18 protein-coding genes and 3 tRNA genes are annotated in these 15321 nt (G+C 47.4%); all 21 read left to right on the top strand.

Features of this window, described 5'->3' with window-relative positions; genetic code table 11:
* The first annotated feature begins 3 nt into the window (after positions 1–3).
* The 21 genes from BUQ78_RS04060 to BUQ78_RS03960 all read left to right on the top strand — a co-directional run bounded on the left by BUQ78_RS04060 (position 4) and on the right by BUQ78_RS03960 (position 15319).
* Positions 4–495 carry a chemotaxis protein CheD gene (locus tag BUQ78_RS04060; RefSeq protein ID WP_074199356.1) on the top strand — a complete coding sequence of 164 codons (492 nt, stop codon included), beginning with the start codon at positions 4–6 and terminating at the stop codon, positions 493–495.
* Between the two features lie 69 nt (positions 496–564).
* The gene (locus tag BUQ78_RS04055) at positions 565–1614 is read left to right on the top strand and encodes a ubiquitin (protein WP_074199355.1); all 1050 of its coding nucleotides are present in this window, start codon (positions 565–567) and stop codon (positions 1612–1614) included.
* Positions 1615–1619: 5 nt separating this feature from the next.
* Entirely contained in the window at positions 1620–2393 is a 774-nt protein-coding gene (locus BUQ78_RS04050) for a sigma-70 family RNA polymerase sigma factor (protein ID WP_014806191.1), read from the top strand.
* A gap of 20 nt (positions 2394–2413) precedes the next feature.
* Positions 2414–4006 (top strand): FapA family protein, encoded by a 1593-nt coding sequence (locus tag BUQ78_RS04045; RefSeq protein WP_074199354.1) that lies wholly within the window; start codon positions 2414–2416, stop codon positions 4004–4006.
* Between the two features lie 14 nt (positions 4007–4020).
* Positions 4021–4332 (top strand): hypothetical protein, encoded by a 312-nt coding sequence (locus BUQ78_RS04040; protein ID WP_074199353.1) that lies wholly within the window; start codon positions 4021–4023, stop codon positions 4330–4332.
* A complete protein-coding gene (locus tag BUQ78_RS04035; protein ID WP_074199352.1) occupies positions 4325–4903 on the top strand; it encodes a hypothetical protein in 579 nt (192 codons plus the stop codon). The genes BUQ78_RS04040 and BUQ78_RS04035 overlap by 8 nt, the downstream gene beginning before the upstream one ends.
* Positions 4903–5511 carry a hypothetical protein gene (locus BUQ78_RS04030; protein WP_074199351.1) on the top strand — a complete coding sequence of 203 codons (609 nt, stop codon included), beginning with the start codon at positions 4903–4905 and terminating at the stop codon, positions 5509–5511. Before BUQ78_RS04035 ends, BUQ78_RS04030 begins: the two co-directional genes overlap by 1 nt.
* A 99-nt stretch (positions 5512–5610) precedes the next feature.
* Positions 5611–6042 carry a S1 RNA-binding domain-containing protein gene (locus BUQ78_RS04025; protein WP_014806196.1) on the top strand — a complete coding sequence of 144 codons (432 nt, stop codon included), beginning with the start codon at positions 5611–5613 and terminating at the stop codon, positions 6040–6042.
* An 88-nt stretch (positions 6043–6130) separates the two neighbouring features.
* Positions 6131–6643 carry a DUF501 domain-containing protein gene (locus BUQ78_RS04020; protein ID WP_318259484.1) on the top strand — a complete coding sequence of 171 codons (513 nt, stop codon included), beginning with the start codon at positions 6131–6133 and terminating at the stop codon, positions 6641–6643.
* Between the two features lie 22 nt (positions 6644–6665).
* Complete coding sequence (locus BUQ78_RS04015) at positions 6666–7604, top strand: Ppx/GppA phosphatase family protein (protein WP_074199349.1); 939 nt, start codon at positions 6666–6668, stop codon at positions 7602–7604.
* 3 nt (positions 7605–7607) lie between these two features.
* Positions 7608–9029 carry an argininosuccinate lyase gene (gene argH / locus BUQ78_RS04010; RefSeq protein WP_074199348.1) on the top strand — a complete coding sequence of 474 codons (1422 nt, stop codon included), beginning with the start codon at positions 7608–7610 and terminating at the stop codon, positions 9027–9029.
* A 45-nt stretch (positions 9030–9074) separates the two neighbouring features.
* Positions 9075–9150 (top strand) — tRNA-Lys (locus BUQ78_RS04005).
* Between the two features lie 19 nt (positions 9151–9169).
* Positions 9170–9245 (top strand) — tRNA-Glu (locus BUQ78_RS04000).
* 21 nt (positions 9246–9266) lie between these two features.
* A tRNA-Thr gene (locus tag BUQ78_RS03995) sits at positions 9267–9342 on the top strand.
* A 41-nt stretch (positions 9343–9383) separates the two neighbouring features.
* Entirely contained in the window at positions 9384–9884 is a 501-nt protein-coding gene (gene fliW, locus BUQ78_RS03990; RefSeq protein WP_014806200.1) for a flagellar assembly protein FliW, read from the top strand.
* The gene (locus BUQ78_RS03985) at positions 9885–10121 is read left to right on the top strand and encodes a carbon storage regulator (protein ID WP_014806201.1); all 237 of its coding nucleotides are present in this window, start codon (positions 9885–9887) and stop codon (positions 10119–10121) included. It abuts the gene before it with no gap.
* A 161-nt stretch (positions 10122–10282) separates the two neighbouring features.
* Positions 10283–10930 carry an alpha-ribazole phosphatase gene (cobC, locus tag BUQ78_RS03980; RefSeq protein ID WP_074199347.1) on the top strand — a complete coding sequence of 216 codons (648 nt, stop codon included), beginning with the start codon at positions 10283–10285 and terminating at the stop codon, positions 10928–10930.
* A gap of 30 nt (positions 10931–10960) precedes the next feature.
* On the top strand, positions 10961–11515 hold the full coding sequence (locus BUQ78_RS03975; RefSeq protein ID WP_074199346.1) for a sigma-70 family RNA polymerase sigma factor: 555 nt from the start codon (positions 10961–10963) through the stop codon (positions 11513–11515).
* Positions 11516–11545: 30 nt separating this feature from the next.
* Positions 11546–12175, top strand: coding sequence for a hypothetical protein (locus BUQ78_RS03970; protein WP_074199345.1), 630 nt, complete (start codon positions 11546–11548; stop codon positions 12173–12175).
* 16 nt (positions 12176–12191) lie between these two features.
* Entirely contained in the window at positions 12192–14078 is a 1887-nt protein-coding gene (locus tag BUQ78_RS03965) for a BamA/OMP85 family outer membrane protein (protein ID WP_074199344.1), read from the top strand.
* 8 nt (positions 14079–14086) lie between these two features.
* On the top strand, positions 14087–15319 hold the full coding sequence (locus BUQ78_RS03960) for a hypothetical protein (RefSeq protein WP_074199343.1): 1233 nt from the start codon (positions 14087–14089) through the stop codon (positions 15317–15319).
* The last annotated feature ends 2 nt before the right edge of the window (positions 15320–15321 follow it).

Here is a 15321-nt window from a genome sequence, read left to right as displayed (position 1 = left end):
ACCATGACGTCAGTCTATCATGTTGGTATGGGGGATATAGTGGTGGCTAAACATCCCGTGGTGCTTACTTCCCTTGGCCTGGGCTCGTGTATAGGTCTAGTAATATATGACGATATAGCCAAGGTGGCTGGTATGAGCCACATCATGTTGCCCAATAATCACGAAGGCAAGGATGTTAAAAAACTTGGCAAATACGCCGATACGGCTGTCCCCAAGCTGATTGAAGACTTAATAGCTTTGGGGGCCTTGAAATCCAGGCTTAAGGCCAAAATGGCCGGAGGGGCTCAGATGTTCTCGGTCCCAGGAAAAAACTCTGCCTCCTTCTTGGCTATCGGTGAGCGCAATATCGAAACCACAAAAAAAATGCTCGAACAGTACGGGATTCCCTTAGTAGCTAGCGATGTGGGTGGCAATAAAGGGCGTAGCGTTGAGTTTTACACTGATAATTGGATAATGATAGTAAAGGTGATAGGTTCCGAGGTAAAAAAATTATAGATATACAGCATCAAATCTTTATAATAGGAAATACAGGATAAAGGTAATATTGAAGGGAGCTAGACTAAATTGAAGGAGGCAGAGAAAAACGACAAATTTAAACTGAAAGAAGAAGTAAAGGAGAGCTCGGTTGATGTTAACATGGTTCAACTTCTTTCCGATCAGACCGGCATTTCGGTAGAGGATATCAAATCCATATTTGAGCATAGTAAGGGCGATTTGGAAAAATTAATAGATATAATAAAAGATGTTGCTCCTTGCTACATGGCGATTAAGGGTAAATTTCAGTCAAAAAGACAAGGCGACTTGAATGGTGCCTTTTGCCTAGTGGCCCAAGGAGTTACTGGTGATATTTTAGTCCTAAAAAGCTGGGTGGATTTTGAAAGTCTATCTCAAAGCTTTGATATCAAGGCAACATGGGAATCTGTATTTTCATATATATGCAAACTTGAAAATGTAAAATATAAGCAGGCTCAACGGAGGTTCGAAGATCTGTTGTACAATTTTTTTACCAATACGACTTTGAATAGACTTTTTACCTCGAACCTTAGCTTGGCTGAATTGCAAAAGTCGCTATCACAGGCGATTGCTAATACTTTTAGATCCGCTTTAGTACTAGATATAGATATTGAGAAATTTAATCAAATAAGATATAAGTTATCACCAGTTGCTGGGAAAAGTGCAGAGGAAGGAATTCCTCAAGGGCAAGAGGGGCAAGAAAATTTACAGCAGGCTGTCAAGAGCGTTACTTTAGCGTGTGTGCCGAGATTGGATGTAATCAAAGGTAAAGCTGTAGCTGACTTGAGGGAAAACGATGAGATCGAGGTGTCGATCGCTTCCTCTTATCCTCTTGGGAAATTCATGAATAGATTGTTTGCGACAAATAAATTAATGCCTGTCTTTAAAGTAAAATCCGTGCAGCAATTGCCAAGCGGTGCCTATATGGTGCGACTTTTTATATCAGATGGTATAGAAGGTGTATTCAAGAGCTCTGGAGAGTTAAAGGTTAGGACTATGGAGAAGGCGAATCAGCGGAAAAAGTCCTTATATTTCTTCGTCTTTCTAACATTGATTATGTTGATTGGGTTTTTTGTGTTATTTTTTGTTTTCAGGAGGTAAAAATATTGACCAAAAGGCCAACAAGGGAAGCCGTGGATAAAATTTGGCAACAATATATTGCTACCAAATCAGGCGAGCTAAAGGAAGAAATTGTTCGCATCCACCTTCCATTGGTTCGTTATGTGGCCAATAGGATGTCGGTAGTGATACCGGTAGGCCTAAGCCAGGACGACCTTCTGAGCTTTGGCGTGATGGGGTTATTGGATGCCATCGATAGATATGATCCTTCCCGCGGGGTATCATTTAATACCTTTGCCTTTCCGCGAATTCGGGGAGCTATCCTTGACGAGCTAAGGCGATATGATTGGTTTTCGAGAAGCGCTCGCGATAAAATTCAGCGCCTGGAAAAGGCCATTGAAATCTTGGCGGAACAGGGAAACAAGATTGACGATGAAGAACTAATGAAAAAGCTTGGAATGGACGAAAAAGAATTGAAGGAGCTTTACGAGCTCATGAGTCGCAGTTTTGTAATCTCTCTCGATGAGGTAATTTCCTTGGAAGAAGGAGAAGTTGAAAGGGGAGCGCTGATACCTGACTCCTCGCCCAGCCCGGAGGAAGTGGCGGAGAGCAACGATGAACATGAGAAGTTGAAGAGTGCTCTGGAAAAATTGCCTCAAAAAGAAAAGCTGGTATTATCGCTTTATTATTACGAAGGACTCACCTTTAAGGAGATTGGCGAGGCACTTGGCGTCACTGAATCAAGGGTATCTCAAATTCACGGCAAAGCTTTGACTTCATTGAAGGTGATGCTCAAGACGGAGGACCAAAAAATTATATGAGTGCGTGAGGTGAAAAAGAGGTGGACTCTCGGCCCTTTTCGGTCTATGTGCGTGAAGACGGTGTATACTTAGAGGTAAAGCCTGATATCGAAGTTGGCAAAATTGAGATAATAGGCTACCTTAAACGTCAGGGTATAGACGTTGAAGAGGGCCTCATTGAAGAGATCATAGACCAACGGAGAGGTGAGATAGTTAAGGTTTCAGATCAAGTCCCTCCCAGCGCCAGGGAAGCTTTAATTGAGGTCGAAATATCCGAAGATGGTCTTACTGCCTCGATTCATATAATTCCTCCGCTGGACGAAAGAAATTGGCCATCCCCCCAGGATTTGGAAGCAGAGCTAAAGAAGAGAGGTGTAGTTTTCGGCATCAAGGAAGGTGTCTTGGAAAGGATATGCTCGGAAAAATTGGGGCATCAATGGATAGTGGTTGCGGAGGGGATAAAGCCGGTAAACGGCGAGGACGCCGTAATAGCTCTAAAAGTTGATGTGGAAAGGTTAAAACCAAAAATTGAAGATCCAAACGTTGCCAGAGTGGATTTAAGGGAGCTGGGTGCTGTCATCAACGTCTTAAAGGGTCAAGTATTGGCTGAAAAGACGCCTCCGAAGGAAGGCCGGGACGGCATAAATGTCTTAGGTAAGCCCATAAAGGCGAGACAAGCAAGGGATAAAAGTCTCCCTAAAGGCAGTAATACGGAAATATCGGAAGATGGATTAAAACTGATTGCCACAATCGATGGCAATCTGGTGCCTAAAGATGGGAAACTGCACGTGATGCCGGTTTACGAAGTCGATGGAGATGTGGATTATGGAGTTGGAAACATAAATTTTATAGGAAGCGTTGTAATTAAAGGGTCGATACGCGATGGTTTCAGTGTGGTTGCGGGGTCCGATATTCAGGTTGGCGGTGTAGTGGAAGCCGCTACGTTGCGGGCCGGGGGCAAAGTGATGATTCGCGGCGGAATAAGGGGGATGGGCAAGGCTAGCATAGAGGCAGAGTCAGATATAATGGCGTTATTTATAGATCAGGCTTATGTTAAAAGCAACAGCAATGTCATAGTGGAAAGATCAATCATGCACAGCACCGTCATGGCCACGGAGAAGATAACGGTCATGGGCGGAAGGAAGGGCATTATAGTTGGAGGAAGCTCATCTGCCGGTTTTGAGATATCCTGTGTCACTCTTGGAAACGAAATTGGAACAAGGACCGAGATTCAGGTAGGGGTTGTGCCGTCGTTACAACAAGAACTAAAGTCAATCTTGGAAAAGCTGGAGGATTTTAGAGAGAAGCTTAATAGCATTGAGAATAACCTCAACTACATAAGAAAGCTTGAAGCCCAAGGCAAGATCGATCAGCCTAAAAAAGCATTAATGTTGCAATTGTCTAAGATGAAGTTACAGTTGCAGTATAACTTGGAATTTTACGAGGCACAAAGGCAGAAACTGGAGCAAGAGGTAGCAAAGATAAATGAGGCGTGCAGAGTAAAGGTTAAGGGTGTATGCTATCCGGGTGTCATAATAAATATGCGTGGTGTCATTTATATGGTTAAAGAGAAAATGGAATACGTGACATTTTATTACGATAAGGGAGAGATTAAGTTTTCACCTTATTTTTAATGTGGTGAGGCGTCATGTTGCGTCCGATTCAGTGGCAGATAACGATGTTAAAAGCGGGACAGGAAGATCTTCTATCGAAGGATGCAGCTTCCTCGGCGTCGCAGTTTGCCATGAGACAGGAGGCAATTGAGGCAGCAGAGCGCGACCAGTCTCAAGTTAAGCGCAAGGAAAATACTCCGGCAACAAATAAATTGGCCGCTGACGATCGCAACTCCCCTAAAAAGGGAAATTTCTCCGGCAAAAAGAAACGCAGAAGTCAATTGGCTAACGCTGATGCGGGCGTAAATTCTGAAGAAAAACACGAGGGATTGGATATTTATGCCTAAATTTTACGGACAATCGTTAAAGAAAGATCTTTTTATCGGTTATTTGTATGTCTCGTCCCAGAGTGATAAAGATATTTATACCGGTGCAGCAATGATGACAGACCTCAGGGGTATCCCCGTTGAGTTCAAGTATGTAGATCCCATAAGGCCCAGCAAGCTGGAGAAGGTATTGTACGGGAATGCCTTAGAAGCCTATCTTAAAGAGGAATTGATTCTCCAGAATTTGATTAAATCCATCGAAAAGAAGCCCGAAGTTTTGATTTGCCAGGATCCGTCGCTGATTGGACCGGCTCGCTCGCTGCTAAAGACCTACGTAATCTCAATAGAGCGATATGCCGGTTCGCCCTTAGAAAGCAGGGGTGCCTTTGAACGGTTGCCTGACGGCGAAAGCTTGCTCTTACAGGCAGAAGAGGTCGGTCCCCCTATCAGAGTGCATTTTGGGTTTTCCTTTCAGGAAACGGAAATCGAAGCCGTCTTGCACATCCTAGAGGAAGCCGCCTGTTACATGGACTTGCTCGAACCATTTCAACGAATAATAAAGGCATTGGACGTAGTTATAGAGGAAAGCTAATGGACGAACGCTTTATGGACCGCATAAAACGCCTCTTGTTTGGCAGGATCAAAGTTTGCTCTATTCCGCTAGCAGGCCATCTTGTGGAGGTTAAGGATGCCGGTTTTGAAGTGGCAATTAAACGATTGAACCCAAATATCGGCGTGAGAACCGAAAATTGGTCCTTCCCCAAGGATGTTGTATTCAAGGTATATAACATAAGCTTGTGTGCCAATGATGTTAAGGTAAATAAAGCCATGTTGGAGTGGAGAGGCGTAGATTTGAAAAAAGTGAAATTACATAAACTTGCTTCGGTCCGCTCGAAGGTCAATCTCTGCAAGGCCCTGCCTCAAGCCAGGACAAATAAAGCGGTTTACGCAAGTAAGGGAAAATTTTGCGAGAAAGGGACTATCCTCATTGCTGCATTTTGCCCTATAATTAGGAGCAAAGTCGTGAAATTGGTCTTAAGCAAAAAAGATGGCATATTACTTGTATGGTACTCAAACGAACGCGGTAGTGATGTTCCTTATAGTTTGTTATTGTGTCGAAAGCTCGATGGACAAAGTAAAGGGGAGGATGTGTTTTGGCTTTGGGTACCCATGAAGCCCGAAATAGGTGGAGGTGGTTAGGACTGCATCGAAACAGGGTGTAGTTTGTGCTATCATATATCATCGTAGAAAGTTTCTGAGAATCTAAAAAAACGAACAAATGGAGGTATAAGGTATCTTATGAGCAACGGGCAAGAAACGACCACCTCGGTGAAGGTCAATGAAGTGGTTAAATGTGTGGTGGAGAAGATAACTCCCTATGGAGCTTTTGTAAAGCTTGAGAATGGACAAAGGGGAATGATACATATATCCGAAATAGCTCAAGGGTATGTAAAGAAGGTCGAAGATGTTTTAAGCTTAGGACAAGAAGTTGAGGCTAAGGTGATAAAGATCGACGAGAGAGGTCGTATCGATCTTTCGCTTAAGGCGCTTCATTCTTCCGCTGCTGGCGATGGTGAAGTCAGATCTTCCCACCAACAGCACGGCGAGGATGATTTCGAAAAGAAGCTCATGAAGTTCATGAAGCTGAGCGATGAGAAGATCTCCGATCTGTATCAAAAATTGGGCGATACCAAAAAAAGCGGAAAGCGTAAGGCCAGCAACAAAAGATAATTTATCGTGCAGATTTATACATACAAAGGGGGCCAATGTGCCCCCTTTGTATGTATGGCCACTTCGGCCTAGGGACAGCAGTGTTCTTATGCATCAGATGAGGGGAAGATCCTTTGAGCCTGCGATTGCCCTGGGCATTGCTAGGCGTTGCAGGTGGGGGATGCCTCAGGTTTTGCTGTGTGTCCCCCTTTTTCGCGGTAAACCCTTCCCGACGACTTTTTGGCTGTCTTGTCCCTTTCTGGCGATGATGTGCAGCCAGATGGAGGCCTTGGGGGGTATAAAGCAGCTTGAGGAATTTATGAAGGACAATGCAGATGACAGAGATTGGCTTGATTTCAACGTAGAACACGCCTTGCTGAGGCTTGCTTTATTATCTCGAGGAGAAAGACGATATTTGCAAAAGGCCAGGAAAGGCATGATGGACAGGCTGCGTTTGTCCGGTGTGGGCGGAATAGCCCGTCGCAGCGAATTTAACGTCAAATGCCTCCATCTGCAGGTGGCTTCGTGGCTGGCGCTACGCAAACACCCGGCAGAGTCATGGCTCAAAGAGCGCTTGTCGACGGTCGAATGCGAGGAACCTGACAGGTTTTGCATAAATTGACCTTAAACGTGAGGGGATAGCGTTGTCATCTCGCTTTGGTACTGTGGATATAGGGTCAAATTCTTTGAGGTTTTTGGCAGTTGAGAGGGCAAGTGGGCTTCTATGTTACCTTGATTCGGGAATTTGGACGATACGTCTGGGCCGAGGTTTAAGGGATGGCGAATACGTGATACAAGAAGATGTCTTAAGCATGGCGCTGCTGACTGTAGAAGAAGCATGGAAAAGGCTTGATGCCCTACATGTGCCTTTGAATAACAGAGTTATCTTTGCCACGGAATCGCTGAGGTCATCATCTAATGCCCACGAAATAGCGGATATCGTAGAAAAAAAGACCGGCCTTGCTCTTAGGATATTGGATGGCAGGCAGGAGGCCCTCTACAGTTACAGAGGTGCCCTGCTGGGGATGGATGTGAACGACGCCTTGGTCTTTGACCTCGGGGGCGGGAGCTTGGAGCTGTGTTGCAAAAATTTTAACGTCTCCCTGCCTTTGGGAGCCATAAGGATAAAGGCATCGTTTGACGAAGATACAGTAGCCATTAAGAGCCATGTACGTTCTAAATTGCGCGAGGTTTTAAAGGAAGGTTCGATGATGCAGGTCGCGGAAATAATAGGCGTTGGCGGCACATCATCGACGGCGGCAATGATCCTTAAGGGCATCCCAATTAAAAATTACCATCCATCGAAGGTGCATGCCACTAGGATTGAAGAAAAAGATATAGAAAGCCTGATTGAATTTTTGAAGCAAATGGATGTGGAAGCTAGAAGACATCTAACAGGCCTTGAACCCGCCAGGGCCGATATCATAGTAAGCGGCCTTTGTGTTATCTCGGCGATCTTGGAGTTTTTTGGCGCGGATCGCTATACCCATAGCGAATGCGATCTTTTATGGGGAGTGCTAGCCGATGCCGTTACCGAAAAGGATGCAGTTGATGTAAAGGGCATATGTTGGGGGGTAAATTAGGAGATGTGGAAGGGCAGGTTTAGTGAAGACACGGCTGAAGTCGTTCTAAAATTCACCCAGTCCCTGGATATGGACTGGCAACTGGCCGAGGCCGATATAAGGGGAAGCAAGGCTCACGTCAGGACATTGGCCTCGGCTGGCTTGATAAGCGCTGAAGAGGAAGCCGCCCTCATCCGAGGCTTAGATCAGGTGCTGGAAGAGGTTAAAAGCGGGAAACTAAAGCCGCAGATAGAGCTTGAAGACGTCCACATGAACGTAGAGGCTCGCCTTACCGAACTTCTGGGTGACGTCGGCAAAAAGCTTCATACTGGAAGGAGCCGCAACGATCAGATAGCAACGACATTGCGGCTGTTTTTAAGGGATCAGCTGATTCAGATAGGCAGCAAGTTGAAGGCCTTTCTTGAGGCCTTGCTCGATCGTGCCGAAAGCCATATCGATTTCGTCGTTCCAGGTTACACCCACCTGCGCCGTGCCCAACCTATCAGCATGGGGCATTACTGGATGTCGCACTTTTGGGCTTTCAACAGGGATTTCTTGCGCCTTAAGGCGGCCTTCGAGGCATTGAGCGAATGTCCTTTGGGATCGGCGGCCCTGGCGGGTTCTACGCTTCCATTAGATCGCAAATTATCAGCCAAGTTACTCCGCTTCTGCAAGCCGACGGAAAACAGCATAGATTCCGTAGCGAGTCGGGATTACTTAGCAGATTTTCACCACTTCGCATCTTTATTTGCCGTGCATTGCAGCCGACTGGCCGAGGACTTGATAATATATAACAGCGATGAGTTCGGTATATTGGACCTTCCTGATGCCTTTTGCACGGGTTCAAGCATCATGCCGCAGAAAAAAAATCCTGATGTACTAGAGCTGGTTAGAGGCAAAACCGGACAGATCCTGGCCGGCTACGTTGACCTCGCCGTTACTTTAAAGGGCATACCCCTAGCCTACGACAGGGACCTGCAAGAGGACAAGCGCGGACTGATGAGGACATTGCAAACCCTGCACGGGATGCTTGACGTGCTGACTCCTTTGATTTTGAGAGTGGAGGTAAACGCTAAAGGTGCATCAAAAGCTTTTGACGACGGCTTCATCTTTGCAACGGATGTAGCCGAATACCTAGTGTTAAAGGGCATCCCCTTTAGAAGGGCTCACGAGCTTGTTGGCAAGGCCGTAAAGTGGTGCTTAAGCAAAAATAAGGGTTTTTCGGACTTGAGCTTGGCGGAGTGGTACAACCTTATCCCCCAGATCGACGAGGAGATGATCACAAACCTAAATCCCCGCTCTTCGGTAGAAAGGCGCAATACATACGGCGGTACTTCTTTTGCTGAGGTGAGGCGTCAGATCAATGAGGGCAAAAAATTGGTCGAGGATGCAGAAAAATTTTTGTCTACATGGGTAGGGGATGTTGACTATTCTTGCGACCTGTGATAATTTGCTATTGCTCGGTTGAGGGGTTTATGGTAATTAAAATGGGGGCCGTTAGCTCAGGTGGCAGAGCACCGGACTTTTAATCCGGGTGTCGCAGGTTCGAATCCTGCACGGCTCACCAGGTTTTTAAACTTTAAAGCGGTCCCATCGTCTAGAGGCCTAGGACACCGCCCTTTCAAGGCGGCGGCACGGGTTCGAATCCCGTTGGGACCGCCATTGTGTAGTTGAAGTGCCTAAGCCGGTGTAGCTCAACAGGCAGAGCAGCGCACTCGTAATGCGCAGGTTGGCGGTTCAAGTCCGCCCGCCGGCTCCATCTGTATCGTTTGATGTGGATTGCGTCTGGAGGCAAATTTGATGCAAAAATTTAAGACCCTTAGGTTTGGGTTGTTAGAATACAGCGAAGACGATGTCCTCTATTTCCCCAAGGGAATTCCCGGTTTCGATGACCACAAAAGATGGCTGCTTCTAGGTGACGATGACGAAGGCAATCCCATAAAATGGCTTCAGAGCCTTGAAGATAGCGATGTCGCCCTTCCCGTGATGCCACCGGAATTTATAATTCCCAAATACGACCCCCAGCTATGCGAAGGCGACATAAAAGACCTGAAAGCCCCACTAAACGAGCTTTGCTTTTTCGTGGTGGTGGCCGTTCCGGAAAATGCACCGTGGGAAGCAACGGCTAACGTTCGTGCCCCAATTGTCATAAACATTGCGGAGCGTCTGGGCAAGCAAGTGATAGGTCAAAGAGAAGATTATGGAATACGGCATTATATCTTTGATGATACAACAAGAGAAAACATTAAAAATGCCTTCCTTGAGGCTCAAAGGGCATCGGGCAAAGGGGGTGCCCCTTAAATGCTTGTGCTTTCTCGTAAGGAAGGCCAGTCTCTGATCCTCAACGATAACATCGAAGTAATGGTCGTAGAAATTGCGAAGGGCCAGGTCCGTCTGGGGATCAGGGCGCCGAAGGACGTCTTGGTGCTACGCAAGGAACTTACCGAAGAGGTGGCTGACTCCAACAGGCTTTCTGCCCAAACGCGGGATGTGGAAGTCCTAGGTTCTGTCATTAAAAAATCGCATCCTGAAAACTAATAAGATGTTGTCGCTTTAATTTCTCGGTTCCTTGGATACACAACTGTTCGCGTATATGACCCCCTGACGAGACGGGGGCTTTTTATTTTTAATACGGGATGATGGCGATAAAGACTTTTTATGCCATTATACTTATAATACATCCGATGAGGTGATTACTTTTGAGGCGTATATTTTTGTTGCGCCACGGCAAAACCGAATGGAACGGACAATTTCGCTATCAAGGAAAAAGTGACGTTCCGCTAAACGAGGAAGGTCGTTTACAAGCTCAAAGAGCCGCTCTGAGGTTGACGTCCTTAGACATAGACGCCATATATGCAAGTCCGCTTTCTCGAGCAAAGGAGACAGCGCATATAGTCTCAAGGACCCTGGGCGTTCCCATAAAGGGCTTTTACGAAGAGCTCTGCGAGATGAACTTCGGTGCCTGGGAAGGGTTGACGGCGCCCGATATAGAAAGGTCTTACGCGGAAAGCTTTCGGCTTTGGAGGAGAAATCCCGAAAAGGTCAAGATCCCCAAGGGGGAAAGTTTTACCGAAGTTGTAGAACGCGTTACCTGCGGGATGAAGAAAATCTTAAACGATGCAGGCGAAAACATCCTGGTCGTCGCCCACGGCGGGTCTATAAGGGCTGCCCTGGCGGGACTTTTTGCGATGGATATCTCGGCATCTTGGAGGATTCGCATAGATAACTGCAGCTTGACATCGATGGAACTGGGAAGCGACAGGGTGATGCTCGCCTTTGCCAACGATACCTTGCATTTGCTGGTCGACGATGAGGGCCTGGTGCCCAATCTTCCCGTGTTGATATAGCAAAACCGATCAGACGAAGGAGACGGTGAAATGCGCCTCGACTCCGCTTTTAAGGACGGCTTTCCTGAAAAAGATTTATGGGAAAAGGTGAAATCGGGTGACGAAAAAGCGCGCGAAGAGGTGATAATTTCTTATAGGCCAATGGTGTTTTGGCTTGCGAGTAAGTTGCACGTGTCTCCCTCTTCCTATCAGGACCTGATACAGGAGGGCATGGTAGCCCTCATAGAGGCCGTTGACAGGTACGATTCGACGCGAGGGGTTAAGTTCATCACCTATGCGTATTATCGCGTCAAGGGTCATATGATCAATTTCCTGGAAAGGTCCGAGGCCAAGGCGCCCGAGCCGGTCGAAATAGACGAGACATTTCATCGGCGCGAACTGTTTTACGATGAAGACTGGCTTGTAGACCTTGAAGAGGCAATGGGGTCTTTAACCGCCAGCGAAGCCGAGATCATAACGGCGATCCATATAAAGGGTTTGACCGTCAAGGAGCTGGCTCGAAGGAAAGGGGTGGACATCAGCTACATCTACAGAATTAGAAGGAAAGCCATAGCGAAGCTGAAGAAGGTCTTTGGGGTAACCTAATTAAAGGCATAAATCCAGGAGGGGGCCTTCATGGAAAGGCGTCTTTTGAGAATAAGGCGATGGATAGATAGGAGCTTAGAGGCATGGAGGCGCGGAAATCCAAGGGATGTCATCGTGGAGCTTGAGTGTGCCGAGGCCGAGATGCGCATCGCCAAGGATGAAATCCTGTCCCTTGCCGTGTCGGGCAGTACTCCCAGACGGCGAAATATTTCGCAGCTTTTGTCGTCACTATTTGTCGCAGCTATATTTTTGATGGCCGTTGCCTTGCCCGTTTCCATGGATAGCTTTAATGGGCAAAACGAGGCAAACGTGATTGCAAAAGGAGAAAGCAGTTCACTTCATATGAGCCTTATAACAGACGATGAAGAGCGGTTTATCTTGGCTTTGAGGAAGAGCTTAAGCGATACGAACGTGGCGCGGGCTTACGAACTGAGTAAAGCGAGGGGCGAAGGGCAAATTATAAAAGGTCCTTCTTCCAGGACCTCCAAGCCCACATCTTCATCAAATGTGATAAAAAATGAGCAAAAGGACCTACGCGAGCATGGGCACCGCGATGTATCATTTGAGGAAACTATGCTGGAAGATTTCCTTAAATTGGTTCAGCGAGGGGAAAAGGCCCTACGCGATCAAAGCGGTACAGCTGTGGAGTTTTCAAACTGAAGGAGTGATCTTGGGGATGAGGTTTTGCGTAAGACTTATATTGATTAGTGCACTTCTTTTGCTATCGAGCTCATCTTTTGTCTTTGCCCAGTCCTATCCTAAAGTAGTGGAGCTGAAGGTGGAGGGCAACCAACAGGTCGATGCAAACTACATATTATCGGTCGTCGGAGTTAAGGTCGATCAGCCGGTGGACAAAGAACAGCTGGACAAAGACGTGGAGGCCATTTACAACCTCGGCTTTTTTTCCTATGTGGACGTAAGAGTTGAACCCGTCGAAGGAGGAACAAGGGTAGTTTACGTGGTGCAGGAAAACCCTGTCGTAAAGGAAATAAGGTTTGAGGGAAACGAAGTATATAGCGAGGATGAACTTAAAGAGCTTGTCTTTACGAAGCCTGGCAACATCTTTAACTCCGTCTTCTTCAGGCACGACCTAGAGAGGATCAGAAACAAATATCAGGAAGACGGATACGCCATGATGCGCGTGCAGGACGTTCGGATAGAGGATGGCGTCATTACGGTCAAGATCCTGGAGCCCAAGGTTGGCGAGATCGCAATTCAGGGCAACGAGAAGACGAAGACCTACGTAATAGAGCGCGAGATAAAGCTTAAACCAGGGGATCACTTCAACGCCAAGATCCTTAGGCATTCCCTAAATAAGCTGCAGAAGCTGGGATACTTCGAGACGGTAAACGTAGGGTTTGAGCCAACGGAGGACCCCGGCCTAGTTAACATCGTTGTCTCGGTGGAAGAGCAAAGGACAGGCAGGATTGGCCTGTCTATAGGGCATGGCTCAAGCAGCGGATGGAGCGGAGGCCTGTCTTACGAGGACACCAACTGGAAGGGGTTGGGACGTACCGCATCCGTCGGATTTGAGACGGGAGACAGAGAACAATATTGGATAACTTACGAGGAGCCCTACATGGACACGGATTACTACTCCTGGAGGATAAACCTCTATAAGTGGGAGTGGGACGACATAGAAAACTATATTGGCGGAGAGTCGGTATTCGAATACGAGGAGTCCAGGACAGGCATATCCATAGGGGCTGGCAAGAAGTTCAAACGCGATCCCAGGCTTAGCTGGTATGCAACGCTTGATTGGCACGATTCGGATATTCCCTATGGAGATATAGAGTGGAGTACTGAGTTTGATAATGCGGCCGTCGAGGTTGCCAAGAGAGATACCACCGGGAAATATACGGGCAAGACTGATGAAGAAATTAAGAAAGAAATCCGAAGGATGTACTTCGACGAACACATGCAGTCGGGAAAGACCTTCTCAATCAGTGGCAGATTGCAACGATCCACGCTGGATGAGTACCTGAGCTATCCAAAGGGAGATGTCGTCAGCTTAAACGTAGAACAGGCCCTGGATTTTCTGGGCAGCGAATGGAACTTCACCAAATACTGGCTTGAAGCCAAATATTACACGCCCGTAACCAAGATAGGGGAGATCTTCGATATCGACCTTGGTACGCAAGATACCCCTGTGATTTTCGCCGCCCGCGTGAGGACCGGCTTTTCAAGCGGCGAGATCCCATTCATGGATCAGTATTTCTTGGGCGGAGACAGGGACCTTCGCGGTTATGAAGAGGACGAGTTTTACGGTACGGAGATGTTTTTGGCCAACTTCGAGATTAGGATACCCATCGAGCAGGCCTTTGGGCTGGTATTCTTCTACGACGCCGGAAACGCCTGGGGGGATAGCGATCCCTTGATAGATTACCTTTATAGGACCGTAGGTCATGGCGAAAGCCGATCTTCGAGCTTCGACCTGTCGGATCTGCACGATTCCTACGGCATAGGCGTTCGCGTGAGGACTCCCCTTGGCAACTTGCGCATAGATCTGGCCGAAGGAGAGTACGAGACCTATACGCACTTCGGGTTCGGTGAGCTTTTCTAAAGGGCGACATGAAACGCCTGTGGGGGGTAGCTTTTCTGCTTTTATGGGCAGTTTTTTGCAGGCCTAAAGGGGCGGAATGCAGCGTAGTCGTTGCAGGTCCGCCCGAATGGCTTGCCGATGCCATAAGGGGAAGCATCATCGCTGTCATGAATGAGATGCCATCCTACGAGTTAAAGGATCAGGAAAGGCTTCTTGCCATGGTATCCGAGAGGATCTTTGAAGGTTACAGGGTAAATGCCCTTCGTATAGCCGGTAAAGACGATGTATTTATAGAGCTTATTCCCGTTAAGGCAGACAGCTGGGAGGCAGACGTTACATTTCCGAAGCTTTATCCACCCTGCGATGAGTGGTTTCGCCTAGACGCCTCAGGAATGAAAGAAGAGATTTTGAGCCTTTTGCAGGGCGTGCCTGTCGAAGCGCTACGTTGGGCCGATGAGGTCTTTTTAAAGGAAGTACGCAATATAGCCTCCTCCCGCCTTCCAGGGTGGGAGCCTCATGTTATGGTTAGCAAAAAAGACGAATGTTATGTCGTAGAGCTGTCCTTTACTGCAAGCCAAGACCTGGTCTTGGCGATAGATGCCCACGTATTTTCCAGGTCTTTGCCGTCCTTTTGGCAGTACGATATGCGAGAAAAGCTGCTTGAAAGCCTGTCGCCCTTCATTGGGATCCCCGTAGGTTGGGCAGCTAAACATGAGAGAGACGTAGAGCGGGTTGTGAACGAAAGGCTCAAAGATACTCGGCTTTCCGGCACGGCAAGGATAGAAGTTGAATCCCAGTTTGTTTCCTCTAAGATAGCAAAGGCCAATGTGAACGTGGAAAGCAAAAGGTATACCCTTAACGTCTGGGGGGCGGCTTACGCAGGCACTGAGGATAAGTCTACCGAGCTCGGACTGCATTTCGGGCGGAAGGCGCAGCCCCTCCATTCGTGGGATATCGAGCTTTATGGAGAGGCAGTAATGTTATTGGATGATGGCGATACCGAGGAAAGGCTTGGTTTCAGGTGGTCTCCCTACAAGAACTTTTGGCTTGGAGCCGAAAGGGAGCTTGAAGAGGATAAGACCTGGTATCGCCTGTGGATTGAAGGAGGCCTTAAGGCCTTTTACGCCTGGTGGCGTCATTCCGACGAACATGAAAACAATGCCGCATTAGGCTATCGATTTACCGAACACCTTTCTTTGGAGCTTTACATAGACGAGCGAGATGACGACGAGGTAAGCATTAGAGCGGTAGGCAATTTTTGATC

Origin of the sequence: Acetomicrobium flavidum (assembly GCF_900129645.1) — a bacterium.
Lineage (GTDB): Bacteria > Synergistota > Synergistia > Synergistales > Acetomicrobiaceae > Acetomicrobium > Acetomicrobium flavidum.
The sequence above is the reverse complement of the archived record's forward strand: the minus strand, read 5'-3'. Positions and strand labels throughout refer to the sequence as shown.